We start from the raw sequence: 26,999 nt of genomic DNA on the forward strand, positions 1-26,999 counted from the left end.
ATGTTCACCTCGCGTCGTTTGATTATTGTCGCTACTGCTGTGGCTTTGTTGTCCGGTTGCGCATCGCAGAACCCTTATGACAACCAGGGTCAGGCTGATAGCGGTTCTACGGGCATGAGCAAAACCGCCAAATACGGTGGCCTCGGCGCCTTGGCCGGTGCACTGGCCGGTGCTGCCATCAGTCACGATAACCGTGGCAAGGGCGCGCTGATTGGCTCCGCCGTGGTGGGGGCTTCTGCCGCCGGTTACGGTTACTACGCCGACCAGCAGGAGAAAAAATTGCGGGCCAGCATGGCCAACACTGGGGTTGAAGTGCAGCGCCAAGGCGATCAGATCAAGCTGATCATGCCGGGCAACATCACATTCGCCACCGATTCGGCGAATATCGCGTCGGGCTTCTACCAGCCGCTGAACAATCTGGCGGGCTCGCTCAAGGAGTTCAACCAGAACCAGATCGAGATCGTCGGCTACACCGACAGCACCGGCAGCCGTCAGCACAACATGGACCTGTCCCAGCGTCGTGCCCAGAGTGTGGCGACTTACCTGACCTCTCAGGGTGTCAGCGGCACCAACCTGTCGGCGCGTGGTGCCGGGCCGGATAACCCGATTGCCAGCAACGGTGATGTGAACGGCCGGGCGCAGAACCGTCGCGTCGAGGTCAACCTGAAGCCGATTCCGGGTCAGGAATATCAGCAGCAGGGCCAGCCTGTTCAGCAGTACTAAAACCCGCCTGACTGAACCCCAGGCGTACAAAAGCCCGCCCGATCCTCAACAGGTCGGGCGGTTTTTTGTTTTGTCAGTTCGGGCCTCATCGCGGGCAAGCCCGCTCCCACAGGATTTGTGTTTGACCACAATTTTGTGATCGACGAAGAACACTGTGGGAGCGGGCTTGAACTGGTCAACTAATTTTGGACACCAGTTACGGTTTTCATGCCGCCAGTTTCTCCATAGCTACCGGTGAACGATAGCCGTTGTAGCTATGGAGCCTGACGTTGTTGTAACGCATCACGTAGCGTTGCACGTCTATTCGGGCTTCGTGCTCAGAGTTGTAGCCATCTTCTGGCACCCACTCTGATTTAAGGCTCCCAAAGAAACGCTCCATCGGGGCGTTGTCCCAGCACTCACCTTTACGACTCATGCTTTGCAAAAGTCCATGCTTGCGCATCTCATTTCTGAATTTATGGCTGGTGTATTGGCAGCCTTGATCAGAATGAAACAGCACCTCTTTTGGCCGGCCTCGGAGCTCGACCGCCATGCGCAACGCTTCGCAGGTTAGCGTGGCATCGGAAATCATCGAAAACGACCAGCCCACAATCCGGCGAGCGAACAGATCCAGAACCGCCGCAAAGTACAGCCAGCGCGTGCCGACCTTTATGTACGTCACATCGCCACACCACACCTGATTGACCGCTGTAACATCAAACTTGCGCTTGAGCACATGCGGCGCCACCAGCGCTTCCACGCCGGAAGATTTGTACTTGTGCCGCCGGCGCTGACGACTGGCAACGCCCGCTTCGCGCATCAGGCTGCGAGCCATATGCCGCCCAACACGATGTCCCTTGGCTTGCAGCTCCTTGGCCAAAGTGCGCGAGCCAGCAGATGATCTGGATTCCTTGTGATGTTCGACCAGCACGGCCTTGAGTTTCTCCCTCTCAGGTTTGACCTTGCCTTGGCGCTGACGCCAGGCATAAAAGCTGCTGCGGTTGACGCCGAACGCCCGACAGCAATTGTTAACGCCGTACTGCTCGTCCAGCTCATCGATCAACGTGAATGATCTTTGGCGTCCAACAGCAGGAGAGCACTGGCCTTTTTTAGGATTTCGATATCCAGGTCTTTTTGCCTGAGCAAGGCTTTGAGTTGCTGGATCTCTCGCTGATCGGCGGTAATCGCCTTAGCGCCCACCGGAGTCGAGCCCAAACGTTCCTTCCGAACCTGGTCGACCCAGCGGCGCAGGGCCGTAGGACCGATATCCAGGCTGGCGCAGACCTCGGGAACTGACTGTCCCTCGTCCAGCACCATGCTCGCCGCCTTGAGTTTGAACTCACTGGAATAAGATTTACGCATAGCCAAAACACCTCAGATTTGGGCGCCATCATAGCGCCCGATTGAAGTGTCCAAAATCATTAGGCCAGTTCAGCTTGCCCGCGATGAGGCCCTGACAGGCACCAGAGATATCGGATCAGCAACAAAAAAGCCCTCGGACGATCACTCATCCGAGGGCTTTTTGTGTCGCGCGAAACCTGATTACTTCTTCAGGCCGTAATGCTCATCGAGCATGCCCGGCGCGTTCGGCATTTTAGGGGCGTAGTCGCGAGGCGGTTCCTGATCGCGCGGTGGCGTCAGGCGTTCCCGTGGCGCCTGTGCCGCGTCGGCGTGCAGGGCCGCCAGCAAGCGTTGGCGAGTCTGCTCGTCCAGGGCCAGACGATTGGCGCCCTCGGCGAGATGGTCCTGCACTTCCTGATAGCTCTGAGTCAGTTTCTTGACCAGTGTTGCAGTGCTGTTGAAGTGGGTGACCACTTCGTTCTGATAACTGTCGAAACGTTCCTGAATGTCGTCCAGCTGACGTTGCGTGCGGTTAGGCGCGGCATTCGGCACCAGGCGAGCGATCAGGAATCCAATGGCGACACCCACAACCAGGGCAAGAGTCGGCAACAACCAAACTAAGAGCGAGTGTTCCACGAGTCCTTCCTCTATAAACGGCTTTGCTTTACGTTAACGGCTCGAACCTGCGCTGTATACCGCGATTCACTCGCAATAGAATTGGCACAGACAATTGGCTAGACGAGTCGACCCGATTCGAGGTCACGGAGTTCCTTCCTTGCTTATGCGCGAAACCCCTGTAGTGATTGATGGCCCGGTCGGCCAACTGGAAGCCCTGTACTTAAATAGCGAGGGGCCGGATAACGAGCAGCCCCGCGGCCTGGCGCTGATCTGCCACCCGAACCCGGTGCAGGGCGGCACCATGCTCAACAAAGTCGTCTCGACCTTGCAGCGCACCGCGCGCGATGCCGGTTTGATTACCTTGCGTTTCAATTACCGTGGTGTCGGCGCCAGTGAAGGCACGCATGACATGGGCACTGGCGAAGTCGACGATGCCCAGGCGGCGGCCGAGTGGCTGCGGGCCAAACATCCTGACGTGCCCCTGACCCTGTTCGGTTTCTCCTTCGGCGGATTTGTCGCAGCAAGTCTCGGCGGACGCCTGGAAACCAAGGGCGAACACCTCAAGCATTTGTTCATGGTCGCGCCCGCCGTCATGCGCTTGGGCGAACAGGATCAACTGCCGCAACAAGGTACATTGACCCTGATCCAGCCAGAAACCGACGAAGTCATCGATCCACAGCTCGTTTACGACTGGTCCGACGCACTCGATCGCCCCCATGAGCTGCTGAAAGTGGCAGAATGCGGACACTTTTTTCATGGCAAGCTGACCGATCTCAAGGATCTGATCCTGCCGCGTCTTTCGAATTGATTGCAGTCTGACAAGCGATTACCCATGACGACTCGTACCCGTATCCTCACCGGCATCACCACCACCGGCACGCCGCACCTGGGCAACTACGCTGGCGCTATCCGTCCGGCGATCGTCGCCAGCCGTGACAGCAATGCCGATTCGTTCTACTTCCTGGCCGACTACCACGCCTTGATCAAATGCGATGACCCGCTGCGCATCCAGCGCTCGCGTCTGGAAATCGCCGCGACCTGGCTGGCCGGTGGCCTGGACGTGGACCGCGTGACGTTCTATCGCCAGTCCGACATCCCGGAAATCCCTGAACTGACCTGGCTGCTGACCTGCGTGGCCGCCAAGGGCCTGCTCAACCGCGCCCATGCCTACAAGGCCTCGGTGGACAAGAACGTCGAAACCGGCGAAGACCCGGATGCCGGCATCACCATGGGCTTGTACAGCTACCCGGTGTTGATGGCCGCGGACATTCTGATGTTCAACGCCCACAAGGTGCCGGTCGGTCGTGACCAGATCCAGCACGTGGAAATGGCCCGTGACATCGGCCAGCGCTTCAACCACTTGTTCGGCCAGGGCAAAGAGTTCTTCACCATGCCCGAAGCGCTGATCGAGGAAAGCGTCGCCACCTTGCCGGGCCTCGACGGTCGCAAGATGTCGAAGAGCTACGACAACACTATTCCGTTGTTCAGCAGCGCCAAAGAGATGAAAGACGCGATTTCGCGGATCGTCACCGACTCCCGTGCCCCGGGCGAAGCCAAGGATCCGGACAATTCGCACCTGTTCACCTTGTTCCAGGCCTTCGCTACGCCGGCACAGTCCGACGAATTCCGCAGCGAATTGCTTCAGGGGCTGGGTTGGGGTGAGGCGAAGAATCGTCTGTTCCAGTTGCTCGACAACGAATTGGGCGAATCCCGCGAGCGTTATCACCAACTGATCGAACGCCCGGCGGATCTGGAAGACATGCTGCAGATCGGTGCCAAAAAGGCCCGTTCGGTGGCGACGCCGTTCCTTCACGAACTGCGTGAGGCAGTTGGCCTGCGCTCTTTCGTCGCTCAGACACAAGTCGCAGCGACCACCAAAAAGAAAGCTGCGAAAGCCGCGCGCTTCGTCAGCTTCCGTGAAGACGACGGCAGTTTCCGCTTCCGTCTGCTGGCGGCCGATGGTGAGCAACTGTTGCTGTCGCGCAACTTCGCCGACGGTAAAACCGCAGGGCAAGTGACCAAGCAACTGCAATCCGGTCAAGCCTTGGATGTGCGCAGCGAAGACCTGAGCTTCAGCGTCTGGCTGGAAGGCGAGTGTGTTGCCGACAGCCCGGCCTTCGCTGACAGCACTGCTCGCGATGCTGCCATCGGGGCTTTGCGCGTTGCCCTGACACCGGTTCAGGAATAATCAACGGCTCGGTCCGACCAAGGGCCGATTGCCATTCCCACGGGCCGTCGCTACAGTGACGGCCCGTTTTTGTTGCCTTGCTAACGAATTATGACGCCCCTAGAACGATATCAAGCTGATCTGAAACGCCCGGAATTCTTCCACGATGCTGCCCAGGAAACGGCGGTGCGTCATTTGCAGCGCCTGTACGACGATCTGGTCGCGGCCTCGCAGAACAAACCGGGCCTGCTCGGCAAACTGTTTGGCAAGAAAGACCAGGTGCCGGTCAAGGGTTTGTACTTCTGGGGCGGCGTGGGTCGCGGCAAGACTTACCTGGTCGATACCTTCTTCGAAGCGCTGCCGTTCAAGGAAAAGACTCGCACTCACTTCCACCGCTTCATGAAGCGTGTGCATGAAGAGATGAAGACCCTGGGCGGCGAGAAAAACCCGCTGACCATCATCGCCAAGCGCTTCTCCGACGAGTCGCGAGTGATTTGTTTCGATGAGTTCTTCGTCTCCGACATCACCGATGCGATGATTCTTGGCACGTTAATGGAAGAACTGTTCAAGAACGGCGTGACCCTGGTCGCGACGTCGAACATCGTGCCGGATGGCCTGTACAAGGACGGACTGCAACGTGCGCGTTTCCTGCCGGCCATTGCGCTGATCAAGCAGAACACCGAGATCGTCAATGTCGACAGCGGCGTCGATTACCGTCTGCGCCACCTTGAGCAAGCGGAGCTGTTCCACTTCCCGCTGGATGAAGCCGCCAAGGAAAGCCTGCGCAAGAGCTTCCGGGCCCTGACGCCGGAGTGCACGGCAGCCATCGAGAACGACGTTCTGGTGATCGAGAACCGTGAAATCCGTGCCGTGCGCACTTGCGACGACGTGGCCTGGTTCGACTTCCGCGAACTCTGCGACGGCCCACGCAGCCAGAACGATTACATCGAACTGGGTAAAATCTTCCACGCCGTGTTGCTCAGCAATGTCGAGCAGATGAGCGTCACCACCGACGACATCGCCCGACGCTTTATCAATATGGTCGACGAGTTCTACGACCGCAACGTGAAACTGATCATTTCTGCCGAAGTCGAGCTCAAAGACCTCTACACCGGCGGTCGCCTGAACTTCGAGTTCCAGCGCACGCTTAGCCGCCTGCTGGAAATGCAGTCGCACGAGTTTCTGTCCCGGGCGCATAAGCCGTAGGGCTATTCAAAAATAAGATTCGGAAAATAAAAAGGGCCTGCCTATGCAGGCCCTTTTTTGTGCGCGCCGAAGAAACCATGTGGGAGCGGGCTTGCTCGCGAAAGCGGTGGTTCAGTCGACATCAATGTTGAATGTCAGACCGCTTTCGCGAGCAAGCCCGCTCCCACATTGGATTTGTGTTCAGTCCTTAAGCCGCTTGCTGAAACTGCTGCCGATACTGGTTCGGCGACAACTCCGTGTGCTGGCGGAACAGCCGGGCGAAGAAGCTCGCATCGTCGTAACCGACTTCATAGCTGATGGTCTTGATGCTCTTGCGGCTGCCGGACAACAAGCCCTTGGCCGTCTCGATGCGCAGTCGCTGCAGATAATGCAGCGGTTTGTCGCCGGTGGCGGTCTGGAAGCGGCGCATGAAGTTGCGGATGCTCATGCCGTGTTCGCGGGCCACGTCTTCGAAGCGGAACTTGTCGGCGAAGTGTTCTTCGAGCCAATGCTGGATCTGCAGGATGATCACGTCCTGGTGCAGCTTCTGCCCGCCGAAACCGATCCGCCCCGGCGCATAGCTGCGCTGCACTTCGTAAAGAATGTCGCGGGCCACGGCCTGGGCCACGTTGGCGCCGCAAAAACGCTCGATCAGGTAAATGTAGAGATCGCAGGCCGAGGTGGTGCCGCCGGCGCAATACAGGTTGTCGGCGTCAGTCAGGTGTTTGTCCTGATTGAGCTGGACCTGCGGGAAGCGCTCGGCAAATGCATTGAAGAAACGCCAGTAGGTCGTCGCTTCCTTGCCATCGAGCAGCCCGGCCTCGGCCAGCCAGAACACACCGGTGGCCTCGCCGCACAACACGGCACCGCGTGCATGCTGCTGACGCAGCCACGGCAGGACCTGTGGGTAACGTTTGCAGAGCGTGTCGAAATCGTCCCAGAAGGCGGGAAGGATGATGACGTCGGCATTTTCCAGGCCGCCGTCCACCGGCATGATCACGTCGCTGAAGCTGTTCACCGGTTTGCCGTCGGGGCTGACCAGCCGGGTTTCAAACGCCGGTGTCAGGCCGTGGCCCAGTTGTTTGCCATAGCGCAGGCTGGCCAGATGGAAGAAATCCTTGGCTTGCATGAGGGTGGAAGCGAAAACCCGGTCGATAGCCAGGATGCTGACGCGCCGCAGGGGCGTGGAGACTTGGTTAGACATAATTCAACTTTATTCTTATAGGGGAAAGTGGTCACCAGACGGCTGGATCGTCTTATTTTTTGTCGGATGTGTCCAGTGTCCTGTATCGGAAGCGAGGCTTAGTCTCTAAAGGTCAATTCCGGCTAACAATAACCACAGGTGCCGCATGATCCCCAGAACCTTGTTCAGCTCCGAGCACGAACTTTTTCGCGACAGCGTGCGAACGTTCCTCGAGAAAGAGGCCGTGCCGTTCCATGGGCTATGGGAAAAACAAGGCTATATCGACCGTCAACTCTGGAACAAGGCGGGGGAGGCGGGGATGCTTTGCTCGCATCTGCCGGAAGAGTATGGCGGGCTGGGGGCGGACTTTCTTTACAGCGCGGTGGTGATTGAAGAGGTCGGCCGTCTGGGGCTGACCGGCATCGGCTTCTCTCTTCATTCGGACATTGTTGCGCCTTACATCCTGCATTACGGCAGTGAAACGCTGAAACACAAATACCTGCCCAAACTGGTGTCTGGCGAGATGGTCACCGCGATTGCCATGACCGAGCCGGGTGCCGGTTCCGACCTCCAAGGGGTGAAAACCACCGCTGTGCTGGATGGCGATGAATACGTGATCAACGGTTCGAAGACCTTCATCACCAATGGCTTTCTGGCTGACTTGGTGATCGTCGTGGCCAAGACCGATCCGAAGGCGGGGGCGAAGGGCACCAGTCTGTTTCTGGTGGAGGCCAATACGCCGGGCTTTGCCAAGGGCAAGCGTCTGGAAAAGGTCGGCATGAAGGCTCAGGACACCTCGGAGCTGTTCTTCCAGGACGTTCGGGTACCCAAGGAAAACCTGCTGGGCCAGGCCGGGATGGGCTTCGCCTACCTGATGCAGGAATTGCCGCAGGAGCGTCTGACGGTCGCGGTAGGTGGCTTGGCGTCAGCCGAAGCGGCGTTGCAATGGACGCTGGATTACACCCGTGAACGCAAGGCTTTCGGCAAGGCCATCGCCGACTTCCAGAACACTCGCTTCAAACTCGCTGAAATGGCGACCGAAATCCAGATTGGCCGGGTTTTCGTCGATCGCTGCCTGGAACTGCATCTGCAAGGCAAACTCGACGTGCCGACGGCTGCCATGGCCAAGTACTGGGGCACCGACCTGCAATGCAAGGTGCTCGATGAATGCGTGCAGTTGCATGGCGGTTACGGGTTCATGTGGGAATATCCGATCGCCCGGGCGTGGGCGGATGCGCGAGTGCAGCGGATCTATGCCGGGACCAATGAGATCATGAAGGAGATTATTGCGCGGTCGCTGTAATGCAGCGTGATCATTCCCACGCTCTGCGTGGGGACGCTCTGCGTCCGCTTTGGAAGTGACGCAGAGCGTCACGGGATGCGTTCCCACGCAGAGCGTGGGAACGATCATTGTCTTGAGTTACGGTGCGGGGTTCGGATGATCCTGGTGAATCACCTCGATTCCCGCCAACACTTCGTCGGAAAGTTTCAGCTCGAAGCTGGCAATGTTGCTGTCCAGTTGCTCAAGCGTGGTGGCGCCAATGATGTTGCTGGTGACGAACGGTTGCTGTGTGACGAATGCCAGTGCCATCTGCGCCGGATCCAGACCGTGTTCACGAGCCAGTGCCACATAACGGCTGCACGCTGCCTCCGACTGAGGATTGAAATAGCGGCTGAAGCGGCTGTAGAGACTCAGGCGACCTTTGGGCGGACGCGCACCACCTTCGTACTTGCCCGACAGGAAGCCGAACGCCAGTGGTGAATAGGCGAGCAGGCCGCACTGTTCACGAATGGCAATTTCCGCCAGGCCGACTTCGAAGCTGCGATTGAGCAGGTTGTAGGGGTTCTGGATCGAAACGGCGCGCGGCCAGCCCCGGGCTTCGGCGATGGCGAGGAAACGCATGGTGCCCCACGGGGTTTCGTTGGACAGGCCGATGTGGCGGATCTTGCCGGCCTTGACCTGTTCGTCCAGTGCTTCGAGGGTGTCTTCCAGTGGCGTGAGGTTGACTTCGCTCGTGTGCTTGTAGCCCAGTTGTCCGAAGAAATTGGTGCTGCGTTCCGGCCAGTGCAATTGATAGAGATCGATGTAGTCGGTCTGCAAGCGCTTGAGGCTCGCATCCACGGCCTGGACGATGTGCTCGCGGTTGTGTTTGAGGTTTTTGTCGCGGATGTAGTCGATGGTGTTGCCGGGGCCGGCGATCTTGCTCGCCAGAATCCAGTCGGCGCGATCGCCGCGACTTTTGAAGTAATTGGCGATATAGCGCTCGGTGGTGGCGTAGGTTTCGGCCTTGGGCGGCACCGGGTACATTTCGGCGGTGTCGATGAAGTTGATGCCCGCGCTCTTGGCTCGTTCGATCTGGGCGAAGGCTTCAGCCTCGCTGTTTTGCTCGCCCCAGGTCATGGTGCCGAGGCAGATTGCACTCACGGTAAGATCGGTACGGCCTAGCTGGCGATAGTCCATCGGATGCTCCTTGGGCAAAACAATCATAAAAGCAGGTTGAAATATTTTTCGCAATCTGCATAATTGCGCACCTCTTTCTGCAGTGGAAGTGATGCGCCGCCGCCGAAGAATCTTGCCGTTGAACGGACGCGCCGACCCGAGCCCCCGAAAGCGTCTGTATCCGGCTGCCTTTGACTTGTCAAAGTACGCACTATTCAGTAAGATCCGCCGTCTAATTTACAGGGCGGCCCCTGAGGCTATAAAGAATGAAAACTTTTACTGCTAAACCGGAAACAGTACAGCGCGACTGGTTTGTCGTCGACGCTGCAGGTCAGACCCTGGGTCGTCTGGCCACCGAAATCGCGAGCCGTCTGCGTGGCAAGCATAAAGCTGAGTACACTCCTCACGTTGACACCGGCGATTACATCGTCGTTATCAATGCCGAGCAGATTCGTGTAACCGGTGCTAAAACCACCGACAAAATCTACTACTCCCACTCCGGTTTCCCGGGCGGCATCAAGTCGATCAACTTCGAAAAGCTGATTGCTAAAGCCCCTGAGCGCGTGATCGAGACCGCGGTCAAAGGCATGCTGCCTAAGAACCCGCTGGGTCGCGACATGTATCGTAAGCTGAAAGTCTATGCGGGCGCTGTACACCCTCATACTGCTCAGCAGCCCCAAGAACTGAAGTTTTAACGGAATAGTTCATTATGTCGGCGACTCAAAATTACGGCACTGGCCGTCGCAAGACCGCAACCGCACGCGTTTTCCTGCGTCCGGGTACTGGTAACATCTCCATCAACAACCGTTCGCTGGATAATTTCTTCGGCCGCGAAACTGCCCGCATGGTAGTTCGTCAGCCGCTGGAATTGACTGAGACTGTCGAGAAGTTCGACATCTACGTCACCGTGATCGGCGGTGGTGTAAGTGGTCAAGCTGGCGCAATCCGCCACGGTATCACTCGCGCACTGATGCAGTACGACGAAACCCTGCGTGGCGCTCTGCGCAAAGCTGGCTTCGTTACTCGCGATGCTCGTGAAGTTGAACGTAAGAAAGTTGGTCTGCGTAAAGCGCGTAAGCGTCCGCAGTACTCGAAGCGTTAATTCGCTTTCGCGTTCAAAAAGAACGCCCAGTTTCCTCGCGAAGCTGGGCGTTTTTTTATGGGCGCGATTTATCAATGAATTGCGCTGTGACAACTTGCCACATCCGCAGAAGCCCTATACTGCAAGGCTTGGCAGTGGAGCCCCTCGGTAATTACCTTGTCAGAATTGGGGCTTTTCATTACCATTCGGCAAAATTTTTATAAGTTCAGATTTTTACTTAGTAGACGCCTGATTTAACAGGCCACAAAGCTGATGGGAGAGGACTGAATGAGCAATGACGGCGTGAATGCAGGCCGGCGTCGCTTCTTGGTAGCAGCCACATCCGTGGTGGGTGCTGCAGGAGCGGTGGGGGCTGCGGTCCCGTTCGTGGGGTCATGGTTTCCCAGTGCCAAGGCGAAAGCTGCAGGTGCACCGGTGAAAGTGAATGTCAGCAAAATCGAGCCAGGCCAGCAAATGATTGCTGAGTGGCGCGGCCAGCCGGTGTTCATTGTCCGCCGTACGGAGGAAATCCTGGGGAATCTGAAAAAGATCGAGGGCCAGCTGTCTGACCCGACCTCCAAGAACTCTACGCAACCGACCTATGTCGACCCGGAGACGCGTTCGATCAAGCCAGAAGTTCTGCTGCTGATCGGTATTTGCACTCACCTGGGTTGCTCTCCGACCTTCCGCCCGGAAGTGGCTCCTGCCGACCTGGGCAAGGATTGGGTAGGTGGTTATTTCTGCCCTTGCCACGGTTCTCACTACGATTTGGCTGGCCGCGTCTACAAGTCGCAACCTGCGCCTTTGAACCTGCCAGTTCCCCCGCATTCCTATGAGACCGATGACATCATTGTCATTGGCGTCGATACGGAGAAAGCGTGATGAGCAAGTTCATGGATTGGGTTGATGCGCGCTTCCCCGCGACCAAAATGTGGGAAGACCATCTCAGCAAGTACTACGCCCCGAAGAACTTCAACTTCTTCTATTTCTTTGGCTCCCTCGCACTGCTCGTTCTGGTCAACCAGATCGTTACCGGTGTCTGGCTGACCATGAGCTACACCCCATCGGCGGAAGAGGCGTTTGCTTCCGTCGAATACATCATGCGCGACGTCGAGTACGGCTCGATCCTGCGTCTGCTGCACTCCACCGGCGCTTCGGCGTTCTTCATCGTGGTCTATCTGCACATGTTCCGTGGCCTGCTCTACGGTTCGTATCAGAAGCCGCGTGAGCTGGTGTGGGTGTTCGGCATGCTGATCTACCTGGCGCTGATGGCTGAAGCCTTCATGGGTTACCTGCTGCCATGGGGCCAGATGTCCTACTGGGGTGCCCAGGTGATCATCTCGCTGTTCGGTGCGATTCCGGTCATCGGTAACGACCTGACCCAGTGGATTCGTGGTGACTACCTGATTTCCGGTATTACCCTGAACCGCTTCTTTGCCTTGCATGTGGTTGCCCTGCCGATCGTAATCCTCGGTCTGGTGGTGGTGCACATTCTGGCGCTGCACGAAGTCGGTTCGAACAATCCGGATGGCGTCGACATCAAGAAGCACAAAGACGAAAACGGTATACCGCTGGACGGCATTGCCTTCCACCCGTACTACACCGTGAAAGATATCGTCGGCGTAGTGGTGTTCCTGTTCATCTTCTGCTCGATCGTATTCTTCTTCCCTGAAATGGGCGGCTACTTCCTCGAGAAGCCGAACTTTGAAGTGGCGAACGCCTTCAAGACCCCTGAGCACATCGCTCCGGTCTGGTACTTCACGCCGTTCTACGCGATTCTGCGGGCGATTCCGGACAAGCTTCTGGGCGTAATTGCCATGGGCGCTTCGATTGCAATGTTGTTTGTCCTTCCCTGGCTTGATCGGAGTCCGGTCAAATCGATGCGCTACAAGGGCTGGCTGAGCAAGATCTGGCTCTGGGTGTTCTGCATCTCGTTCGTGATCCTGGGTGTGTTGGGTGTTCTGGCTCCAACTCCAGGCCGTACGTTGCTGTCGCAGGTATGTACCTTCCTGTACTTCGCCTACTTCATTCTGATGCCGTTCTACACCAGGCTCGAGAAGACCAAACCGGTTCCGGAAAGGGTGACTGGCTGATGAAAAAGCTATTTGCAGTACTGATTCTTGCGGCGATGCCTGTATTGTCCTTTGCGGCCGAACACGGTGGTCCTGAGCTTGAGAAGGTCGACATCGACGTTTCCGACAAGGCTGCCATGCAGGACGGCGCACGTACGTTCGCCAACTATTGCATGGGCTGCCACAGTGCCAAGTTCCAGCGCTACGAGCGTGTTGCCGATGACCTGGGCATTCCTCACGAGTTGATGCTTGAGAAGCTGGTGTTCACCGGCGCCAAGATCGGTGACCACATGAACATCGGCATGCAGCCGGCTGACGCCAAGACCTGGTTCGGTGCGGCGCCGCCTGACCTGACACTGGTGGCTCGTGTTCGTGGCACAGACTGGCTCTACGGCTACCTGCGTTCCTTCTATGAAGACCCGTCGCGTCCTTGGGGCGTGAACAACAAGGTGTTCCCGAACGTCGGCATGCCTAACGTTCTGGTCGGCTTGCAGGGTCGTCAAGTGGTAGGCTGTAAACAAGTTCAAATCGTCGAAGACGGCAAGAAGCAATACGATCCGCTGACCGGTACGGGTTTGACCCATGAAGCCTGCGACCAGCTGACGGTATTGCCGAAAACCGGCACGCTGAACGAAGAGCAGTTCGACGAGAAGGTCAAGAACCTGGTGACCTTCCTGGCCTACTCGGCCAACCCGGTGAAGCTGCAGCATCAGCGCATCGGTACCTATGTGTTGCTGTACCTGGCGTTCTTCTTCGTATTCGCTTACTTGCTCAAGCGTGAATACTGGAAAGACGTCCATTGATAAAGCTGTAAGCCATTGCTGTTAATCGCGCGCGCCCAAGGGCGTCTCTGAAGGTGTAACGAGTCTGGTGACCCAGGCGTTACGGGAGGCGCCCTCTGGGCGCGCGTGTTTTTCCGTTTCCGATAATTTCAACAAGCGAGGAGGACCGCCATGGGCGTGACCAATCGGTTGGCCTGTTACTCCGACCCCGCCGACCACTATTCCCACCGAGTGCGCATCGTACTTGCAGAGAAGGGTGTCAGCGCCGAGATCATTTACGTGGAGGCTGGTCGCCAGCCGCCTAAACTGATTGAAGTGAACCCTTACGGAAGCCTGCCCACCCTGGTCGATCGTGACCTGGCGTTGTGGGAGTCGACCGTGGTGATGGAATATCTGGATGAGCGTTACCCACACCCGCCATTGCTGCCGGTTTATCCTGTGGCGCGTGCCAACAGTCGTCTGCTGATTCATCGCATTCAGCGTGACTGGTGTGGTCTGGTGGATCTGATCCTGGATTCGCGGACCAAGGAAGCCGCCCGTGTCGTGGCTCGTAAAGAGCTGCGCGAAAGCCTGACAGGCGTGTCGCCGTTGTTCGCCGACAAGCCGTTTTTCCTCAGTGAGGAACAAAGTCTGGTGGATTGCTGCCTATTGCCAATACTCTGGCGATTGCCGATTCTGGGTATTGAACTGCCGCGGCCTGCCAAGCCGTTGCTTGATTATATGGAGCGCTCGTTTGCACGTGAGGCTTTCCAGGCGAGTCTGTCTGGTGTCGAACGCGATATGCGCTAAGGCTTAAGGAGCCGCTATGAACTCCAGTCGACCTTATCTGGTCCGCGCGCTCTACGAGTGGATTGTGGACAACGATTGCACCCCGCACATGCTGGTCAATTCCGAGTATCCGTCGGTGCAGGTGCCTCAGGGTTTTGCCAGTGACGGACAGATTGTCCTGAACGTTTCCCCGGCAGCCGTGCGTCATCTGCACATGGATAACGAGGCAGTCAGCTTCGAAGGGCGCTTCGGTGGCGTGCCACATACCCTGTACGTGCCTATCGCATCGATCCTGGGCATTTACGCTCGGGAGAACGGTCAGGGCATGGTGTTCGATATGGAATCGCCTCTGGAAGACGAGGAAGAGATCGAGCCGGATGATGATGTTCCGCCACCCGACAGCGAGCCGCCGCGTCCCAGCGGTCGACCGAGTTTGAAGGTGGTGAAGTAATAAAAAAGGCGATCCGAATGGATCGCTTTTTTTATGTGCGCCCGGTGGATCTGTGTCGTATACGGAATCCATGAGCGACGATGAACCACTGTGCCGGCGAAGACGGCAGGTCAGTCAGCGCAAAACCCAACTGAGCAACTGCAGCTTGCGGCTCCCGACACAGGTATACTGCCGCCTTTCGTGGCTCGCCTACCGGGCCCGACTCTTTGAGCATCACCCGGAGCTTTCATGACTTCCCCGACACAACCGCCGGTTGGCGACGCTTTGAGCGACGACCAGGCAGACCTGCCAGACAGCGTCGACTCCAGCGCAGACAGCGAAACCAAAGCGGCGATCCCGGCGTTCAAGTTCCCGTTTAAACCGGGTGATTTGGCCGCTGCGAAGAATGCCAGCCAGCCTTGGTACAAGAATGGCGCGAAGAATGGCCATACCAAGACCCCGGGGGCAGCGCCTCCTGGCACTCGTCGTTCGATGGGTAAGCGCTGAGTTTTTACCTCTGCGGTGCCTGATCTGCCGTCATCGGGAGCAGGCTCGCTCCCACAGTGGATTCTCGTCGTACACATTACCTGTGTCCCATGAAGATCAAAGGTGGGAGCGAGCCTGCTCGCGATGGGGCCATTAAATACAACACATCCTCTGGCTCACGCCGCCCGCAACGAAATAAACGCATAGTTCAGCAGTACTTCAGTCGCCACCTGCGCCCCGGCCGCCAACACTTGCCCGGCAATATCATCGCCTGACACATGAAAGATCCATTCACCGCCCGACTCTGTCAGCGGCTGCTTCGCCACCTGATCAATGACCATGGCAAACGCAGTCATGTCCGGCAAATAGGCAGTAAATCCATCACCCTTCAGCGCGGTCGTCCGAATCCCCAGTAACGCGCAAATCGCATCCTTGGTCTGAATCTCATCGCGATCGGCCTGACGGGAGCGCTGGATCAATCCCACCAGTTCCTGATCCACCAGTTCACCACCGATGATCAAATCCGGCCCTGTTTCCCACGACTCGGACGGGCATTCCTTTATCGCCGGGTTGAGCGGGATGTGTGGATTGATTTCCATCGGGTAGATGCGACACACCAGCGGTCGGCGTTCGTAGATGCGGCAGAGGTTGTCTTCGTCAAGATTCCGGCAGGGACCGACGTTGTAGGCGGCGAAGGTGATCGCCACGTGCGCCTCGCAAGCACCACTTCGAACTACCACCGAACGGCGTTGGGCATGTTCGCGTTGCTGCATGGGCAGGCCCAGGCCATTGGCGAGGAAGGCCTCCACCAGCACGATCACCTGACCGCCATCGGCCGCCCACATCCGGGCTTCGGCCAGTGTCAGGGGCACGTGGTGGTCGTTGCAGCATTTGCCACAACCTACGCAGGAAAACGTTGTATTCATTGAACGGCCAGTCACCTGTGGGGGCATGAAATGGCGACAAAAAGCCACCGCAAAGGCCTGTGCCGAAGCAAGTTATGCGCCATTTACTGCGCTTTTGCTGTTGGGCGGATGGAGTCCCATTCGGTCACGTAGGCGGTTTTGCTTTTCTTGTTGTAGAGGCACAGCTCGGTGCCTTGCTGGCCTTTCATGTGTTTTTGCGGGTACTGGCCTTGCAGCAGGAGCGCGGTATAGCCGACTCGATCGTCGAACTGTGCGGCGGTGCCGACGGGTTTGGCATTCTTCAGGCCGCTGGTTTTGGTGCAACTGTCGAGCACGGCTTTGTCGTAGGTGGCCCAGGCGTCGGGGCTGGAGGCATAGGCTTGGGTGGCGAGGGTGGTGACGCAGAGAAAGGTCAGGGTTGTGGCTTTCATGGTTGGGCATCCTTGGCGTGTAGTGGCCGAGGTCGGAGTATGCCTGATGGTTTTGGGTGGTTGTGCGGGCCTCTTCGCGGGCAGCCACGCTCCCACAGGGATCACCTGAGTCTGTGGGAGCGAGGCTAGCCCGCGAAAGCGGTGTCAGGTTGGAACCGGCTCCCGGCGGACCACATACATCCCCGCACTTTCATACAATCGCTGTGCCCGAAGGTTGTTTTCCAAGACCTTCAAATCCACAAAACCTTCGCGGCGTTGCTGAAACACATTGAAAGCATTTAGCAGCAACGCACGGCCAAGTCCAAGGCCTTGAGCGCGCGGATGCACTACCAGGCTCTTGATGTAAGCGCTGGTCCAGCATTGGGCGACGCCAACGATTCCTTCGGCGTCGAACGCGATGAAGCACAGGGTCGGATCGTATTCAGGATCGGTTTCGAAACGCTGCTGCCAGACTTCCAGCGCCGGAACGCGACCGCTACCTTCCCGATAGCCCAGTTCCATCAAGTGATGAACGGCTTCGGCAAGTTCAGGGCGGTACTGGGTCAACTCAATGCCATTTGGCCAAGTGAAAGGCGGCACAGCCTCAGCCAGGTTGCGCCGCATCAGAAAACAAAAAAACTCAGCCACAACTCAGTGACCTTGTTCGGCGATGGCCCTGGCCGCCACGATCAGGCATTTGGTCAGTTCCGGCGAGGAGAATTTGGTCAGCACCGCGTTGGCCCCGGCCAGTCGGGCCTTCTCGCTGTTCATCGCGCTGTCCAGCGACGTATGCAGCAACACATAGAGGTGCGAGAAGTCCGGCGTCTCGCGCAATGTGCGGGTGAGGGCATAGCCGTCCATTTCCGACATTTCGATGTCCGAGACGATCAGGTTGATCTGCTGGGCGGTGCCTTGCAGATCCAGCAGGCAGTCGATGGCTTCCCTGGCGCTGCGAGCGGTGTGGCATTGCAGGCCGAGGTTGCGCAGGGTGTGCACCGATTGTTGCAGGGCGACCTGGCTGTCATCGACCACCAGAATCCGCGCGTTGCCGAGTACTTCGGCGTCTTCCATGCTCAGTTCGGTCGGGGCCGTTTCGATCTGCGCCGGAGCAATGCCGTGGATGACCTTTTCGATGTCCAGCACTTGCACCAGCGTGCCGTCGACCGAGGTCACGCCAGTGATGTACGAACGCACACCGCCGGAGCCGAAGGGCGGTGGACGGATGTCGGTGGTCAGGCAATGGACGATCTTGCTCACCGCCTGAACGTGCAGGCCCTGCTTGGAGCGGCTGACGTCGGTGACGATCAGGCAGCCACCGTTCGGGTCTTCCAGCGGTCGCTCGCCGATGGCGCGGCTCAGGTCGATCACTGACAACGAGGCGCCGCGCAGGGTGGCGATGCCTTTGACGTGGGGGTGCGACTCCGGCAGCTTGGTCAGCGGCGGGCAGGGAATGATTTCGCTGACTTTCAGCAGGTTGATCGCCATCAGCTTGCCGCTGCGCAAGGTAAACAGCAGAAGCGAAAGTGAATCTGCGCGGGCTTTGTTGGAGGACATAAAAACCTTCTGTGGAAAAAGGTGATGGGCGATTGAGAAGATCGCCAACAACTATCGATGCCGGGTTATCGACTTGTCGGGGGCAGGCTTTAGCAATTTGGGTGAATGGCAGGACCCCATCGTCGGAACGCCGCCCGGAGCCGGCTCGCTCCCACAATGGATTTTCGCCGAACACAATATGTGTGTCTCATAAAGATCAAATGTGGGGGCGAGCCTGCTCGCGATGAGGCCGTCACTTCATTCCAAGGCGCTTGGCCATTCGTCCAAGGTTCGCTCGATCCAGACCCAGTTCCCGCGCCGCGCTGGCCCAGTTGTTCTGGTGCCGTTCCAGGCAAGCGCTGATCAGTTGGCGCTGATAATGCTCGGTGGCTTCACGCAAATCCCCTGAAACCAACACAGCCGCCGGCGCAGCATCCACCGATTCTGGCGCGGGTTCAACGCTGCCATTGGGCAAGTCCAGATCTGCCGCGCTCAAACTGAGAATCTTCGGCCGTTGCTTGCAGTTACCCAACGCCTTCAAGGCACTGCGACCAATCAAATGCTCCAACTCCCGCACGTTCCCCGGCCAGTCATACGTCAACAATGCCGCTTGCGCATCGCTGGTCAGGCGCAGGCTGTTGAGGCCCATGCGTGAGCGGTTTTGTTCCAGGAAATAGCCGCTGAGCAATAGCACATCCCGACCGCGATCGCGCAGTGCGGGCACCAGCAGCGGGTAAACGCTGAGGCGATGATAGAAGTCGGCACGGTAGCGACCGCTGCGCACTTCTTCGGCCAGGTCGCGGTTGGTCGCTGCAATCAATCGCACGTCGACCTGATGTTCCTTGTCCGAGCCCAGGCGCTGCAGTTGACCGCTTTGTAACACCCTCAATAATTTGGCCTGCACCGTCAGCGACAGTTCGCCCACTTCATCGAGAAATAATGTGCCGCCGTTGGCCAGTTCGAACTTGCCGCGCCGATCATTCGTCGCGCCGGTGAAAGCACCGCGCACATGGCCAAACAATTCGCTCTCCACCAGCGTGTCTGGCAGGGCGGCGCAATTGAGGCTGATGATCGGTTTGTCGGCCCGTGGGGACGCCGCGTGGATGGCTTGGGCCACCAGCTCTTTGCCGACTCCGGTTTCGCCGGTGATCAGCACCGTCAGGTCGCTGCCGCCCACCAGGCTGATCTCTTCCACCAGTCGTTTGTAAGTCTTGCTCTGGCCGATCATTTCGCGGCTCTGCTGGCTGCTGGCCTGACGGTAAACCTCGGCGCGCTGATGTTCGTCTTCGACGCGATTGGCCAGCCGTTCGATGCGCTCGGCGGCGTTGACCGTGGCGGCGGCGAGGCTGGCGAAGGCTTGCAGGGCGTCCAGTTCGATCGGTTCGAAACGTTCAGGGTCGAGCGCGTCGAGGGTCAGCAAACCCCACGGACGCTCATCGATAAACAACGGGCAGCCCATGCAGTCGTGGACTTCCAGGTGATCGTGAAGACCATCGACCAAACCGTCATAAGGATCGGGCAAATCGCTGTCGGCGGCGAATCGAGTCGGTCCGGGACTGCTGAGCAGCGCTTCGAACCGCGGGTGTTCGCTGATCTTGAAACGTCGCCCGAGGGTGTCGGTGCTCAATCCATCCACCGCCAGCGGCACCAGCCATTCGCCGTCGAGTCGCAGCAGGGCCGCGGCGTCGCAAGGGAGTAGAGCGCGCATGGCTTCGAGCAGGCGTCGGTAACGCTCGCCTTCGGGCAATTCGCGGGACAGGTCGGAGACCAGGGGCAGCAGGGTCGTGAGCAATAGTTTTGCAGTCATAATGACTCCGTGTAGTCGGTATGACTATAAAGTGTTGTGTGTCGATATGACTACTGTGTTTTTAACTATATGATTTATAAGGTTTTAATTGTTGGCATGGAAACTGATATGTAAAGGCTATTCATATAAAGCCCAGGGTTGCTCTTATGCTTAGCGTTCAAGACCGTGCCATCGTCAAGTCCACCGTGCCATTGTTGGAAAGCGGCGGCGAAGCGTTGATCACTCACTTCTACCGCATGATGCTCTCCGAATACCCGGAAGTCCGCCCACTGTTCAACCAGGCCCACCAAGCCAGCGGCGATCAACCTCGCGCCTTGGCCAACGGTGTATTGATGTATGCGCGGCACATCGACCAGCTCGATCAGTTGGGCGACTTGGTGGCCAAGATCATCAACAAGCACGTGGCCCTGCAAATCCTCCCGGAACATTACCCGATTGTGGGCAGCTGCCTGTTGCGAGCGATCTCCGAAGTGCTGGGCGAAGAGATTGCCACGCCTGAAGTGATGAGTGCCTGGGGCGCGGCCTATGGCCAATTGGCAGAGATCCTGATCGGCGCCGAAGCCAGCATCTACGACCAGAAAGCACAGGCGCCGGGCGGCTGGCGTGGTGGGCGGGAGTTCATCGTGGCGGCCAAGGTCGAGGAAAGCGCGGAAATCACCTCGTTCTACTTCGAACCGGCGGACAAGGGCCCGATTCTCGCGGCAGAGCCTGGCCAGTATATCGGCATGAAACTGATCCTCGATGGCGAAGAAATTCGACGTAACTATTCGTTGTCGGCGCTGGCCAACAAGGGCCAGTACCGCATCAGCGTCAAGCGTGAAACCGGCGGCCGCGCTTCCAACCATTTGCACGATCAACTGAATGTGGGCGCGAGCATTATGCTGTTCCCGCCAGCGGGCGATTTCACCCTGACCGCCAGCGACAAACCGCTGGTGCTGATCAGTGGTGGCGTCGGCATCACCCCGACGCTGGCGATGCTCGAAGCGGCGCTGGCGACCGAGCGGCCGGTGCACTTTATCCACTGCGCGCGCAACGGTAGCGTGCATGCTTTCCGTGACTGGATCGATGGCCTGGCCGAGCGTCATCCGCAGCTCAAGCGTTTTTATTGCTACGCCGAAGACGATGGCGTCAGCCCGGCGGCGGACAAGGTTGGACTGTTGAGCCAGGAGCAACTCGGCGAGTGGATGCCGGAACAGCGCGATGTGGATGCGTACTTCCTGGGGCCTAAAGGCTTCATGGCGGCGATCAAGCGTCACCTCAAGGCCTTGGGTGTGCCAGAGAAGCAGAGCCGTTACGAGTTCTTCGGGCCGGCTGCCGCGCTGGAATAACTGTCTGGGCGGTTCCTGAGGGCCGGGTCGGTGTTTCGCTTGTTTGCGAAACACCGACCCGGCCTTTTTTGCATTTGGCTAGCACCCGACCAGAGGCCGGATATAAGGCTGTCTGCCCGATTGACGGATAATACGTAAAAGTCCAGTATGGAATTATAAGTACAAAAAAGTGCTTCCCTGTTTCAGCTTCTTCTGTCTTGCCAAACCAACAACAACCCGCGAGAGAACGAATATGAAGAAATTCCCCCTCATCACCGGTCTGGCCTTGAGCCTGTTGGCGTGCAGTAGCCTGTTCGCCGCCGAGAAAAACCTGCGCATCGGCATCGAAGCGGCTTATCCACCGTTCGCGTCCAAAACCCAGGAAGGCAAAATAGTCGGTTTTGACTACGAGATCGGCAATGCCCTGTGCGCGCAGATGAAGGTCAAGTGTGAGTGGGTCGAAGGCGAGTTCGACGGTCTGATTCCTTCCCTGAAGGTGAAGAAAATCGACATGGCGCTATCGTCCATGACCATTAACGAAGACCGTAAGAAGTCGGTGGATTTCACTCACAAGTATTACTTCACCTCGTCGCGTCTGGTGATGAAGGACGGCGCCGTGGTGGATGACCAGTACGCCAGCCTCAAGGGCAAGAATATCGGCGTGCAACGCGCAACCACTACCGACCGTTACGCCACCGAGGTTTTTGAACCCAAAGGCATCAACGTCAAGCGCTACGGTAACAACGAAGAAATTTACATGGATCTGGCAGCCGGTCGTCTCGATGCGATCTTTGCCGACACCATCCCGTTGAGTGACTTCCTGGCGATGCCTCGTGGCGCCGGTTACGCTTTTGTCGGGCCGGAGCTCAAGGATCCGAAATACGTGGGCGAGGGTGCCGGGATTGCCGTGCGCAAGGGCAACACGCAGTTGGTGGCGGATCTGAACAAGGCGATCGACGAGATTCGCGCTAGTGGCGAGTATCAGAAGATTTCGCAGAAGTATTTCAAGTCGGATATCTACGGCGATTGATCGATCGTTTTCGCGAGCAAGCCCGCTTGTTGATCGAGTTCTTCCTGAAGAAATGCGATCGAATGTGGGAGCGGGTTTGCTCGCGAAGGGGCCTCGGCAGACAGAACACATCTCAACTCTCAGCCCTTCAATTCCTTCAAATGCTTGTACACCGTCGCCCGTCCCATGTTCAGCACATTGGCCACATAGTTGGAGGCGCTTTTGCCTTTGAAGGCGCCTTCGGCGTGCAGCGCCAGCACCAGTTCGCGTTTGTGGTCGCGGGTCAGCACGTTCAGGCTCAACTGACGCTCGCGCAACCAGGCGTGCAGAAAGGTGTTGATCCGTTCCTGCCAGTCATCGCGAAACAGTGAGTCCGGTTGCGGGATCAGCTTGGTCGGCGACAGGAACAAATCCAGCGCCGCTTTCGCGTTCTCGAACAGCGATATGTTCAGGTTGATGCACAACACCGCCAGCGGACGACCCTCGCTGTCGCGCAGCACGCTGCTGAGACTGCGAATCTTCTGGCCGTCCCAGTTGAGCTTTTCGTACGGCCCGATGTTTCGTTCACTGACCTCTTCACTGAGCATGTCTTCCAGCGACGAGTCGTCGCCGATTTCCCGTTTGGACAGGTTGTTGGCGATGTAATCGACCTTTTGCGTGCGCAGGTCGTGCAGCACCACCTCGGCGTGAGGGAAGAACAACGTGGCGATCGCATCGGCAATCGCGCGGAAGTTGTCCATGGACGTAGCGTCCAGGGCCGAGTCTTTTTCAGGTGCGTTCATACAGTGGAACTCCAGGCGGCGTCAGCGCCCCGTTAAAAAGGGGGCGCTGGAAGTTTGCCGCAATCGTGTGGACACGTCACCTGAGAGGCAGGATCAGAATCAGCTCAGGCGGGCGGGGGAGAGCATCTCGGCGTCCAGGCCGAAACGGGTGAGCTGCTCGGGTAAGGCTTCACCGCGTACCAGCGCAGCGCTGGCCTGGCCCATGGCCGGAGACGTCTGGATGCCGTAGCCGCCTTGCGCCGCGACCCAGAACAACCCCGGCACCTGCTGATCGAAGCCGGACAGCAAATCCCCGTCGCGCACGAAACTGCGCAGGCCGGCCCAAGTGCGGGTCGGGCGGCGAATGGTCAGGGTGGTGGCTTCTTCGATCTGGTAAATGCCCATGGCGATGTCCAGCTCTTCGGGCTGCACGTCGTGGGGTTCTACCGGGTCGGCGTTGGCCGGTGAGCCGAGGAACATGCCGGCGTCGGGCTTCATATAGAAGGATTCGTCGAGGCTGACCAGCATTGGCCAGTCATGGATATCCAGGCCCTCGGGGCCGGCAAAGATAAAGGCTGCCCGACGCTTGGGTTGCAAGCCCAGCGGTTGGGCGCCGGCCAGCTCGCCAATCTTGTCGGCCCAGGCACCGGCGGCGTTGATGATGATCGGGGCGCTGAAGGTCTGAGTGTTGGTTTGAACCTGCCATTGCCCTTCGGCATCACGGCTCAGGCTCAATACTTCGCTGTCGGTATGAACCTCACCTTTATTGCGCCGGATACCGCGCAGATAGCCCTGATGCAGGGCGTCGGTATCGATGTCGCTGGCGGTTGGATCATAAATTGCGCCATGGACTTTTTCCCGGCGCAGGATCGGCAGACGCGCACAGGCTTCGTCGGCGCTGAGCCATTGCATTTCCGGCACCGTGGCTTTGGCGCTCAGGTATTGGTTGCTCAGCTCGGCCGGATCGCCGGTGAAGTCGACGGTTATCTCGCCGCGCGGGGTCAGCAATGGGTGTTCGCAGAAACCGGGCGGCGGTGCGTCGAAGAAGTCGCGGCTGGCCTGGGTCAATGCCCGAACCTGCGGTGTGCCGTAGGCGGCGGTGAACAGCGCTGCCGAGCGTCCGGTGGAGTGATAGGCCGGATGGGATTCGCGTTCAAGCACAATCACCCGCCCGTGCTGCGACAGCCAGAAACCGGTGGAAGCGCCGGCAATCCCGCCGCCGATGATGATGAAGTCTGCCTGGCTCATGAACGTCTCCTGTGGGGGCGCAAATGCCAATGTTGAAGATGTCCCCTTGTGGGAGCGAGCCTGCTCGCGATAGCGGTCAATCATCCAGCATCGATGTCGACTGACCCGACGCTATCGCGAGCAGGCTCGCTCCCACAGGGGTTGTGGTGTTAGCGCTGTAGTTGGTAAAGGGCATTGGCCAGTGCGATGTCTTCCAGGCCCAGGCCTATGGAGCGGAAGAACACCGGGCGATCGTATTCGGGGCGCTGGACTTTTTCGCTGAGCAAGTCGGGCAGGTCGCCGACAATCGAACGCTTGTCCCAGCCATGCTGCTCGCCAGCGATCAGCATTTCGCCGGCCGAGCCCGGAGTGGTCTGACGATAGTCACAGAACACCTGCATGTCATTGAGGCTCTGCGGCGGCACTTCATGGGCGCGTGGGGCGTTGGTGCTGATGGAGGTGATCAGCGCCGGCTTGCTCAAAATTGACGGGTCGATCACCGGTCCGGCGGACGAGGTGCAGAGCATGATCACGTCGGCGTCCTGAATCGCGGCTTCGCAACTGTCGGCGAGGGTCAGTCGTGGATCGAGGCTTTTGAGCTGTGCCAGCGCTTCGGGATTCTTGCCGCGCAGGCTCGGCGAATACAGGCTGATGCTTTGCCAGTCTCGCAGGTTCTTCACGTAGTGCAGGTGCGCCTGGGCCACCTTGCCGCTGCCAATGATCGCCAGACGTTGGGCCTTCAGCGGCGCGAGGGCATCGACCGCCACCGCCGTCGTTGCGGCAGTGCGAGCCGTGGTCAATTCACCGGCATCGCAGAGCAGCAGCGGCTGGCCGGTCTGCATCGACATCAGCAGCGTCCAGGCGGTTACCAGCGGGCCTTGCTCGCGCACGATGTAAGGCGATGTCTTGACGCCATATACCCCGTCTTCGGCCAGCACACCCAAGTAGTTGATGAAGTCCCCGGCACCCTGCGGGAATTCCACCAGCTGTTGCGCCGGCTGCACGGCTTGCCCGGCGGCCAGGTCGCGGAACAGCTTGCGCAGGATCTGCGGCACGTCAATTTGTGTCAGCAGTTCACGGGCTTGAGGTTGGGTGATCACGTGAGGCGTACTGGACATGGTCGGCTCCGGGAGCTGGAATTAAACTAATTTGTCCATTATGGACTTTTAGTTGTCTCGAGCAAGCTCCTGTTGAAAAAAGCCGGACGAAAAAAAAGCGCAGTCCGTTTCCGGCTGCGCCTCTTTCTGCAAACTCCCGGTTACGGGCGCTTGCGTTCAACCGCCCGCAGCAGATGCGTCGGTGGTGTTTCACAACTGATCTTGCGACCCAGCAGCGCCTCGATGGACGGTAGCTGGTAGGAGTCGTCTTCACCGGCAAAACTGATGGACACGCCATCCGCGCCGGCACGACCGGTACGACCGATACGGTGCACGTAGTCGTCCGGGACTTCCGGCAGGGTGAAGTTGATCACGTGGCTGATGCCGTCGATGTGAATGCCGCGACCGGCAACATCGGTGGCCACCAGCACGCGGATCTTGCCTTCGCGGAAACCTTCCAGGGTCTTGATGCGCTTGTGCTGCGGCACATCGCCAGACAGTTGCGCCGCGTTGACGCCATCGCGTACAAGGCGTTCTTCGATGCGCCGCACTTCGTCCTTGCGGTTGGCGAAGACCATTACCCGTTCCCAGCCGTTATCGTTGACCAGGTTATAGAGCAGTTTGTATTTGTCGGCACCGGCCACCGCGTAGATGTGTTGCTCGACGTTTTCGCTGGCTACGTTCTGCGCTTCGATCTCGACGATCGACGGGTCGGTGGTCCATTGCTTGGCGAGGTTCATCACGTCTTCGGTGAAGGTCGCGGAGAACAGCAGCGTCTGACGCTCGTTCTTCGGCGGAGTCTGGCGAATGATCTGACGCACTTGTGGGATGAAACCCATGTCGAGCATCCGGTCGGCTTCGTCCAGCACCATCACTTCGACCATGTCCAGGTGCACATCGCCGCGCTGGTTGAAGTCGAGCAAGCGGCCCGGAGTGGCGACGAGAATGTCGCAGTGACGGGCTTCGAGGTGCTTGAGTTGCTTGTCGAAGTCCATGCCGCCGACAAATGTCATGACGTTGAGGCCGGTGTACTTGGTCAGGTCGGCTGCGTCCTTGGCGATCTGCACCACCAGTTCCCGGGTCGGGGCGATGATCAGTGCCCGCGGTTCACCCATGTAGCGCTCTTTGGGCGGCGGGGTTTGCAGCAGCTGAGTGATGATCGAAATCAGGAAGGCGGCGGTTTTGCCGGTGCCGGTCTGGGCGCGACCGATGGCGTCTTTGCCCGCGAGGGTGAAGCCAAGCACCTGCGCCTGGATCGGCGTGCAATACGGAAAGCCCAGATCCTGAATGGCGTGCATCAGTTCGGGGGCGAGTTTGAAATCGTGGAAGCGGGTTTTGCCTTCCTGGGGCTCGACGACGAAGTCTTCGAGTTTCCAGGGAATAACCGGCGCTTTTGGCTTTGGTTCGCGGCGCGGTTTTGCCGGCTTCGGGGCTTCGCTGCGCGGCTGCTCAGAGGCGATGGCCGGGGCTGCGGGGGCGGTCGGTGTGGTCACCGGCTCGTGTTTCGGTGCCGCTACGGTTGCGGTCCGGCCAGGCTGATTACCGTCGGTGCGGTGGCTGGGAGTATGAGAAGGAGCGCTGGAGACTGGCGCGAGCTGCTCAGTCTCGCTTTTACCGAACATTTTCTTGAGTGCTTTGAGCACGGTCATCTCATCAATTGGTTAAGGAATATACGCCGGCCAGTGTAA

General features: G+C 58.5%; 29 protein-coding genes. 15 read left to right on the forward strand and 14 right to left on the reverse strand.

Features of this window, described 5'->3' with window-relative positions; genetic code table 11:
• Positions 1 to 723 carry an OmpA family protein gene (locus tag AB4O41_RS22015; protein ID WP_460144697.1) on the forward strand — a complete coding sequence of 241 codons (723 nt, stop codon included), beginning with the start codon at positions 1 to 3 and terminating at the stop codon, positions 721 to 723.
• Between the two features lie 205 nt (positions 724 to 928).
• Here the strand turns inward: AB4O41_RS22015 and AB4O41_RS22020 are convergent, their stop codons facing one another.
• From AB4O41_RS22020 to AB4O41_RS22030, 3 genes are all read right to left on the reverse strand, one after another.
• The gene (locus AB4O41_RS22020) at positions 929 to 1,765 is read right to left on the reverse strand and encodes an IS3 family transposase (protein WP_223464022.1); all 837 of its coding nucleotides are present in this window, start codon (positions 1,763 to 1,765) and stop codon (positions 929 to 931) included.
• Entirely contained in the window at positions 1,762 to 2,064 is a 303-nt protein-coding gene (locus AB4O41_RS22025) for a transposase (RefSeq protein ID WP_223464023.1), read from the reverse strand. The genes AB4O41_RS22020 and AB4O41_RS22025 overlap by 4 nt, the downstream gene beginning before the upstream one ends.
• 180 nt (positions 2,065 to 2,244) lie before the next feature.
• Positions 2,245 to 2,679 carry a Z-ring associated ZapG family protein gene (locus AB4O41_RS22030; RefSeq protein ID WP_447794267.1) on the reverse strand — a complete coding sequence of 145 codons (435 nt, stop codon included), beginning with the start codon at positions 2,677 to 2,679 and terminating at the stop codon, positions 2,245 to 2,247.
• Positions 2,680 to 2,824: 145 nt separating this feature from the next.
• Between AB4O41_RS22030 and AB4O41_RS22035 the strand changes: the two genes are divergently transcribed.
• The 3 genes from AB4O41_RS22035 to zapE all read left to right on the forward strand — a co-directional run bounded on the left by AB4O41_RS22035 (position 2,825) and on the right by zapE (position 6,034).
• Positions 2,825 to 3,469 carry an alpha/beta hydrolase gene (locus tag AB4O41_RS22035; RefSeq protein ID WP_460144698.1) on the forward strand — a complete coding sequence of 215 codons (645 nt, stop codon included), beginning with the start codon at positions 2,825 to 2,827 and terminating at the stop codon, positions 3,467 to 3,469.
• A gap of 24 nt (positions 3,470 to 3,493) precedes the next feature.
• Positions 3,494 to 4,849: a tryptophan--tRNA ligase gene (locus tag AB4O41_RS22040; protein WP_460144699.1), complete on the forward strand. Its 1,356-nt coding sequence runs from the start codon at positions 3,494 to 3,496 to the stop codon at positions 4,847 to 4,849.
• 90 nt (positions 4,850 to 4,939) lie between these two features.
• Positions 4,940 to 6,034, forward strand: coding sequence for a cell division protein ZapE (gene zapE, locus AB4O41_RS22045; protein WP_460144700.1), 1,095 nt, complete (start codon positions 4,940 to 4,942; stop codon positions 6,032 to 6,034).
• A 187-nt stretch (positions 6,035 to 6,221) separates the two neighbouring features.
• Here the strand turns inward: zapE and AB4O41_RS22050 are convergent, their stop codons facing one another.
• Entirely contained in the window at positions 6,222 to 7,118 is an 897-nt protein-coding gene (locus AB4O41_RS22050) for a GlxA family transcriptional regulator (RefSeq protein ID WP_173667540.1), read from the reverse strand.
• Positions 7,119 to 7,362: 244 nt separating this feature from the next.
• On the opposite strand from AB4O41_RS22050, the gene AB4O41_RS22055 reads away from it, so the two are divergent.
• On the forward strand, positions 7,363 to 8,499 hold the full coding sequence (locus AB4O41_RS22055; RefSeq protein ID WP_460144701.1) for an acyl-CoA dehydrogenase family protein: 1,137 nt from the start codon (positions 7,363 to 7,365) through the stop codon (positions 8,497 to 8,499).
• A gap of 117 nt (positions 8,500 to 8,616) precedes the next feature.
• On the opposite strand, the gene AB4O41_RS22060 is transcribed toward AB4O41_RS22055, so the two are convergent.
• Positions 8,617 to 9,657 (reverse strand): NADP(H)-dependent aldo-keto reductase, encoded by a 1,041-nt coding sequence (locus tag AB4O41_RS22060; protein WP_460144702.1) that lies wholly within the window; start codon positions 9,655 to 9,657, stop codon positions 8,617 to 8,619.
• A 245-nt stretch (positions 9,658 to 9,902) separates the two neighbouring features.
• Between AB4O41_RS22060 and rplM the strand changes: the two genes are divergently transcribed.
• The 8 genes from rplM to AB4O41_RS22100 all read left to right on the forward strand — a co-directional run bounded on the left by rplM (position 9,903) and on the right by AB4O41_RS22100 (position 15,276).
• The gene (gene rplM, locus AB4O41_RS22065; RefSeq protein WP_007905295.1) at positions 9,903 to 10,331 is read left to right on the forward strand and encodes a 50S ribosomal protein L13; all 429 of its coding nucleotides are present in this window, start codon (positions 9,903 to 9,905) and stop codon (positions 10,329 to 10,331) included.
• Positions 10,332 to 10,345: 14 nt separating this feature from the next.
• Entirely contained in the window at positions 10,346 to 10,738 is a 393-nt protein-coding gene (rpsI, locus tag AB4O41_RS22070) for a 30S ribosomal protein S9 (protein WP_002555064.1), read from the forward strand.
• Positions 10,739 to 11,005: 267 nt separating this feature from the next.
• On the forward strand, positions 11,006 to 11,599 hold the full coding sequence (gene petA / locus AB4O41_RS22075) for a ubiquinol-cytochrome c reductase iron-sulfur subunit (protein WP_007905300.1): 594 nt from the start codon (positions 11,006 to 11,008) through the stop codon (positions 11,597 to 11,599).
• Positions 11,599 to 12,810, forward strand: a complete 1,212-nt coding sequence (locus AB4O41_RS22080) for a cytochrome b (protein ID WP_367372893.1) — start codon at positions 11,599 to 11,601, stop codon at positions 12,808 to 12,810. Before petA ends, AB4O41_RS22080 begins: the two co-directional genes overlap by 1 nt.
• Positions 12,810 to 13,592 (forward strand): cytochrome c1, encoded by a 783-nt coding sequence (locus AB4O41_RS22085; protein WP_123358157.1) that lies wholly within the window; start codon positions 12,810 to 12,812, stop codon positions 13,590 to 13,592. The genes AB4O41_RS22080 and AB4O41_RS22085 overlap by 1 nt, the downstream gene beginning before the upstream one ends.
• Positions 13,593 to 13,742: 150 nt before the next feature.
• Positions 13,743 to 14,360 (forward strand): glutathione S-transferase N-terminal domain-containing protein, encoded by a 618-nt coding sequence (locus tag AB4O41_RS22090; protein WP_007905304.1) that lies wholly within the window; start codon positions 13,743 to 13,745, stop codon positions 14,358 to 14,360.
• A gap of 16 nt (positions 14,361 to 14,376) precedes the next feature.
• Positions 14,377 to 14,790 carry a ClpXP protease specificity-enhancing factor gene (locus tag AB4O41_RS22095; protein WP_008004998.1) on the forward strand — a complete coding sequence of 138 codons (414 nt, stop codon included), beginning with the start codon at positions 14,377 to 14,379 and terminating at the stop codon, positions 14,788 to 14,790.
• 228 nt (positions 14,791 to 15,018) lie between these two features.
• The gene (locus AB4O41_RS22100; protein WP_367372892.1) at positions 15,019 to 15,276 is read left to right on the forward strand and encodes a hypothetical protein; all 258 of its coding nucleotides are present in this window, start codon (positions 15,019 to 15,021) and stop codon (positions 15,274 to 15,276) included.
• 155 nt (positions 15,277 to 15,431) lie between these two features.
• Here AB4O41_RS22100 and AB4O41_RS22105 read toward each other — a convergent pair whose 3' ends face one another.
• The 5 genes from AB4O41_RS22105 to norR form a co-directional block, all read right to left on the reverse strand.
• Positions 15,432 to 16,181, reverse strand: coding sequence for a YkgJ family cysteine cluster protein (locus tag AB4O41_RS22105; protein ID WP_460144703.1), 750 nt, complete (start codon positions 16,179 to 16,181; stop codon positions 15,432 to 15,434).
• Positions 16,182 to 16,264: 83 nt separating this feature from the next.
• A complete protein-coding gene (locus AB4O41_RS22110) occupies positions 16,265 to 16,591 on the reverse strand; it encodes a hypothetical protein (protein ID WP_460144704.1) in 327 nt (108 codons plus the stop codon).
• A gap of 144 nt (positions 16,592 to 16,735) precedes the next feature.
• Entirely contained in the window at positions 16,736 to 17,194 is a 459-nt protein-coding gene (locus AB4O41_RS22115; protein ID WP_460148400.1) for a GNAT family N-acetyltransferase, read from the reverse strand.
• Positions 17,195 to 17,221: 27 nt separating this feature from the next.
• Complete coding sequence (locus AB4O41_RS22120; protein WP_460144705.1) at positions 17,222 to 18,124, reverse strand: chemotaxis protein CheW; 903 nt, start codon at positions 18,122 to 18,124, stop codon at positions 17,222 to 17,224.
• 232 nt (positions 18,125 to 18,356) lie between these two features.
• Complete coding sequence (gene norR / locus AB4O41_RS22125; RefSeq protein ID WP_460144706.1) at positions 18,357 to 19,910, reverse strand: nitric oxide reductase transcriptional regulator NorR; 1,554 nt, start codon at positions 19,908 to 19,910, stop codon at positions 18,357 to 18,359.
• 146 nt (positions 19,911 to 20,056) lie between these two features.
• Between norR and hmpA the strand changes: the two genes are divergently transcribed.
• The gene (gene hmpA / locus AB4O41_RS22130) at positions 20,057 to 21,238 is read left to right on the forward strand and encodes an NO-inducible flavohemoprotein (RefSeq protein WP_460144707.1); all 1,182 of its coding nucleotides are present in this window, start codon (positions 20,057 to 20,059) and stop codon (positions 21,236 to 21,238) included.
• Between the two features lie 232 nt (positions 21,239 to 21,470).
• Entirely contained in the window at positions 21,471 to 22,247 is a 777-nt protein-coding gene (locus tag AB4O41_RS22135) for an ABC transporter substrate-binding protein (RefSeq protein ID WP_460144708.1), read from the forward strand.
• A gap of 119 nt (positions 22,248 to 22,366) precedes the next feature.
• On the opposite strand, the gene AB4O41_RS22140 is transcribed toward AB4O41_RS22135, so the two are convergent.
• From AB4O41_RS22140 to rhlB, 4 genes are all read right to left on the reverse strand, one after another.
• Positions 22,367 to 23,008, reverse strand: coding sequence for a helix-turn-helix transcriptional regulator (locus AB4O41_RS22140; protein ID WP_038981650.1), 642 nt, complete (start codon positions 23,006 to 23,008; stop codon positions 22,367 to 22,369).
• Between the two features lie 99 nt (positions 23,009 to 23,107).
• On the reverse strand, positions 23,108 to 24,235 hold the full coding sequence (locus AB4O41_RS22145; RefSeq protein WP_460144709.1) for an NAD(P)/FAD-dependent oxidoreductase: 1,128 nt from the start codon (positions 24,233 to 24,235) through the stop codon (positions 23,108 to 23,110).
• Positions 24,236 to 24,384: 149 nt separating this feature from the next.
• On the reverse strand, positions 24,385 to 25,332 hold the full coding sequence (locus AB4O41_RS22150; RefSeq protein WP_460144710.1) for an ornithine cyclodeaminase family protein: 948 nt from the start codon (positions 25,330 to 25,332) through the stop codon (positions 24,385 to 24,387).
• Positions 25,333 to 25,472: 140 nt separating this feature from the next.
• Positions 25,473 to 26,960 carry an ATP-dependent RNA helicase RhlB gene (gene rhlB, locus AB4O41_RS22155; protein ID WP_217854429.1) on the reverse strand — a complete coding sequence of 496 codons (1,488 nt, stop codon included), beginning with the start codon at positions 26,958 to 26,960 and terminating at the stop codon, positions 25,473 to 25,475.
• Between the last annotated feature and the right edge of the window lie 39 nt (positions 26,961 to 26,999).

Source organism: Pseudomonas sp. S2_A02, from assembly GCF_054668495.1.

Excerpts from the sequence above, each read along its gene's own strand:
- AB4O41_RS22035 (WP_460144698.1), top strand. The coding sequence starts at position 2,825 with ATGCGCGAAACCCCTGTAGTGATTGATGGCCCGGTCGGCCAACTGGAA.
- rplM (WP_007905295.1), top strand. The coding sequence starts at position 9,903 with ATGAAAACTTTTACTGCTAAACCGGAAACAGTACAGCGCGACTGGTTT.
- AB4O41_RS22105 (WP_460144703.1), bottom strand. The coding sequence starts at position 16,181 with ATGAATACAACGTTTTCCTGCGTAGGTTGTGGCAAATGCTGCAACGAC.
- rpsI (WP_002555064.1), top strand. The coding sequence starts at position 10,346 with ATGTCGGCGACTCAAAATTACGGCACTGGCCGTCGCAAGACCGCAACC.
- AB4O41_RS22055 (WP_460144701.1), top strand. The coding sequence starts at position 7,363 with ATGATCCCCAGAACCTTGTTCAGCTCCGAGCACGAACTTTTTCGCGAC.
- AB4O41_RS22120 (WP_460144705.1), bottom strand. The coding sequence starts at position 18,124 with ATGTCCTCCAACAAAGCCCGCGCAGATTCACTTTCGCTTCTGCTGTTT.
- zapE (WP_460144700.1), top strand. The coding sequence starts at position 4,940 with ATGACGCCCCTAGAACGATATCAAGCTGATCTGAAACGCCCGGAATTC.
- AB4O41_RS22085 (WP_123358157.1), top strand. The coding sequence starts at position 12,810 with ATGAAAAAGCTATTTGCAGTACTGATTCTTGCGGCGATGCCTGTATTG.
- AB4O41_RS22060 (WP_460144702.1), bottom strand. The coding sequence starts at position 9,657 with ATGGACTATCGCCAGCTAGGCCGTACCGATCTTACCGTGAGTGCAATC.
- AB4O41_RS22150 (WP_460144710.1), bottom strand. The coding sequence starts at position 25,332 with ATGTCCAGTACGCCTCACGTGATCACCCAACCTCAAGCCCGTGAACTG.
- AB4O41_RS22095 (WP_008004998.1), top strand. The coding sequence starts at position 14,377 with ATGAACTCCAGTCGACCTTATCTGGTCCGCGCGCTCTACGAGTGGATT.
- petA (WP_007905300.1), top strand. The coding sequence starts at position 11,006 with ATGAGCAATGACGGCGTGAATGCAGGCCGGCGTCGCTTCTTGGTAGCA.
- norR (WP_460144706.1), bottom strand. The coding sequence starts at position 19,910 with ATGACTGCAAAACTATTGCTCACGACCCTGCTGCCCCTGGTCTCCGAC.
- AB4O41_RS22140 (WP_038981650.1), bottom strand. The coding sequence starts at position 23,008 with ATGAACGCACCTGAAAAAGACTCGGCCCTGGACGCTACGTCCATGGAC.
- AB4O41_RS22015 (WP_460144697.1), top strand. The coding sequence starts at position 1 with ATGTTCACCTCGCGTCGTTTGATTATTGTCGCTACTGCTGTGGCTTTG.
- hmpA (WP_460144707.1), top strand. The coding sequence starts at position 20,057 with ATGCTTAGCGTTCAAGACCGTGCCATCGTCAAGTCCACCGTGCCATTG.
- AB4O41_RS22135 (WP_460144708.1), top strand. The coding sequence starts at position 21,471 with ATGAAGAAATTCCCCCTCATCACCGGTCTGGCCTTGAGCCTGTTGGCG.
- AB4O41_RS22145 (WP_460144709.1), bottom strand. The coding sequence starts at position 24,235 with ATGAGCCAGGCAGACTTCATCATCATCGGCGGCGGGATTGCCGGCGCT.
- AB4O41_RS22100 (WP_367372892.1), top strand. The coding sequence starts at position 15,019 with ATGACTTCCCCGACACAACCGCCGGTTGGCGACGCTTTGAGCGACGAC.
- AB4O41_RS22040 (WP_460144699.1), top strand. The coding sequence starts at position 3,494 with ATGACGACTCGTACCCGTATCCTCACCGGCATCACCACCACCGGCACG.
- AB4O41_RS22115 (WP_460148400.1), bottom strand. The coding sequence starts at position 17,194 with ATGCGGCGCAACCTGGCTGAGGCTGTGCCGCCTTTCACTTGGCCAAAT.
- AB4O41_RS22090 (WP_007905304.1), top strand. The coding sequence starts at position 13,743 with ATGGGCGTGACCAATCGGTTGGCCTGTTACTCCGACCCCGCCGACCAC.
- rhlB (WP_217854429.1), bottom strand. The coding sequence starts at position 26,960 with ATGACCGTGCTCAAAGCACTCAAGAAAATGTTCGGTAAAAGCGAGACT.
- AB4O41_RS22110 (WP_460144704.1), bottom strand. The coding sequence starts at position 16,591 with ATGAAAGCCACAACCCTGACCTTTCTCTGCGTCACCACCCTCGCCACC.
- AB4O41_RS22025 (WP_223464023.1), bottom strand. The coding sequence starts at position 2,064 with ATGCGTAAATCTTATTCCAGTGAGTTCAAACTCAAGGCGGCGAGCATG.
- AB4O41_RS22080 (WP_367372893.1), top strand. The coding sequence starts at position 11,599 with ATGAGCAAGTTCATGGATTGGGTTGATGCGCGCTTCCCCGCGACCAAA.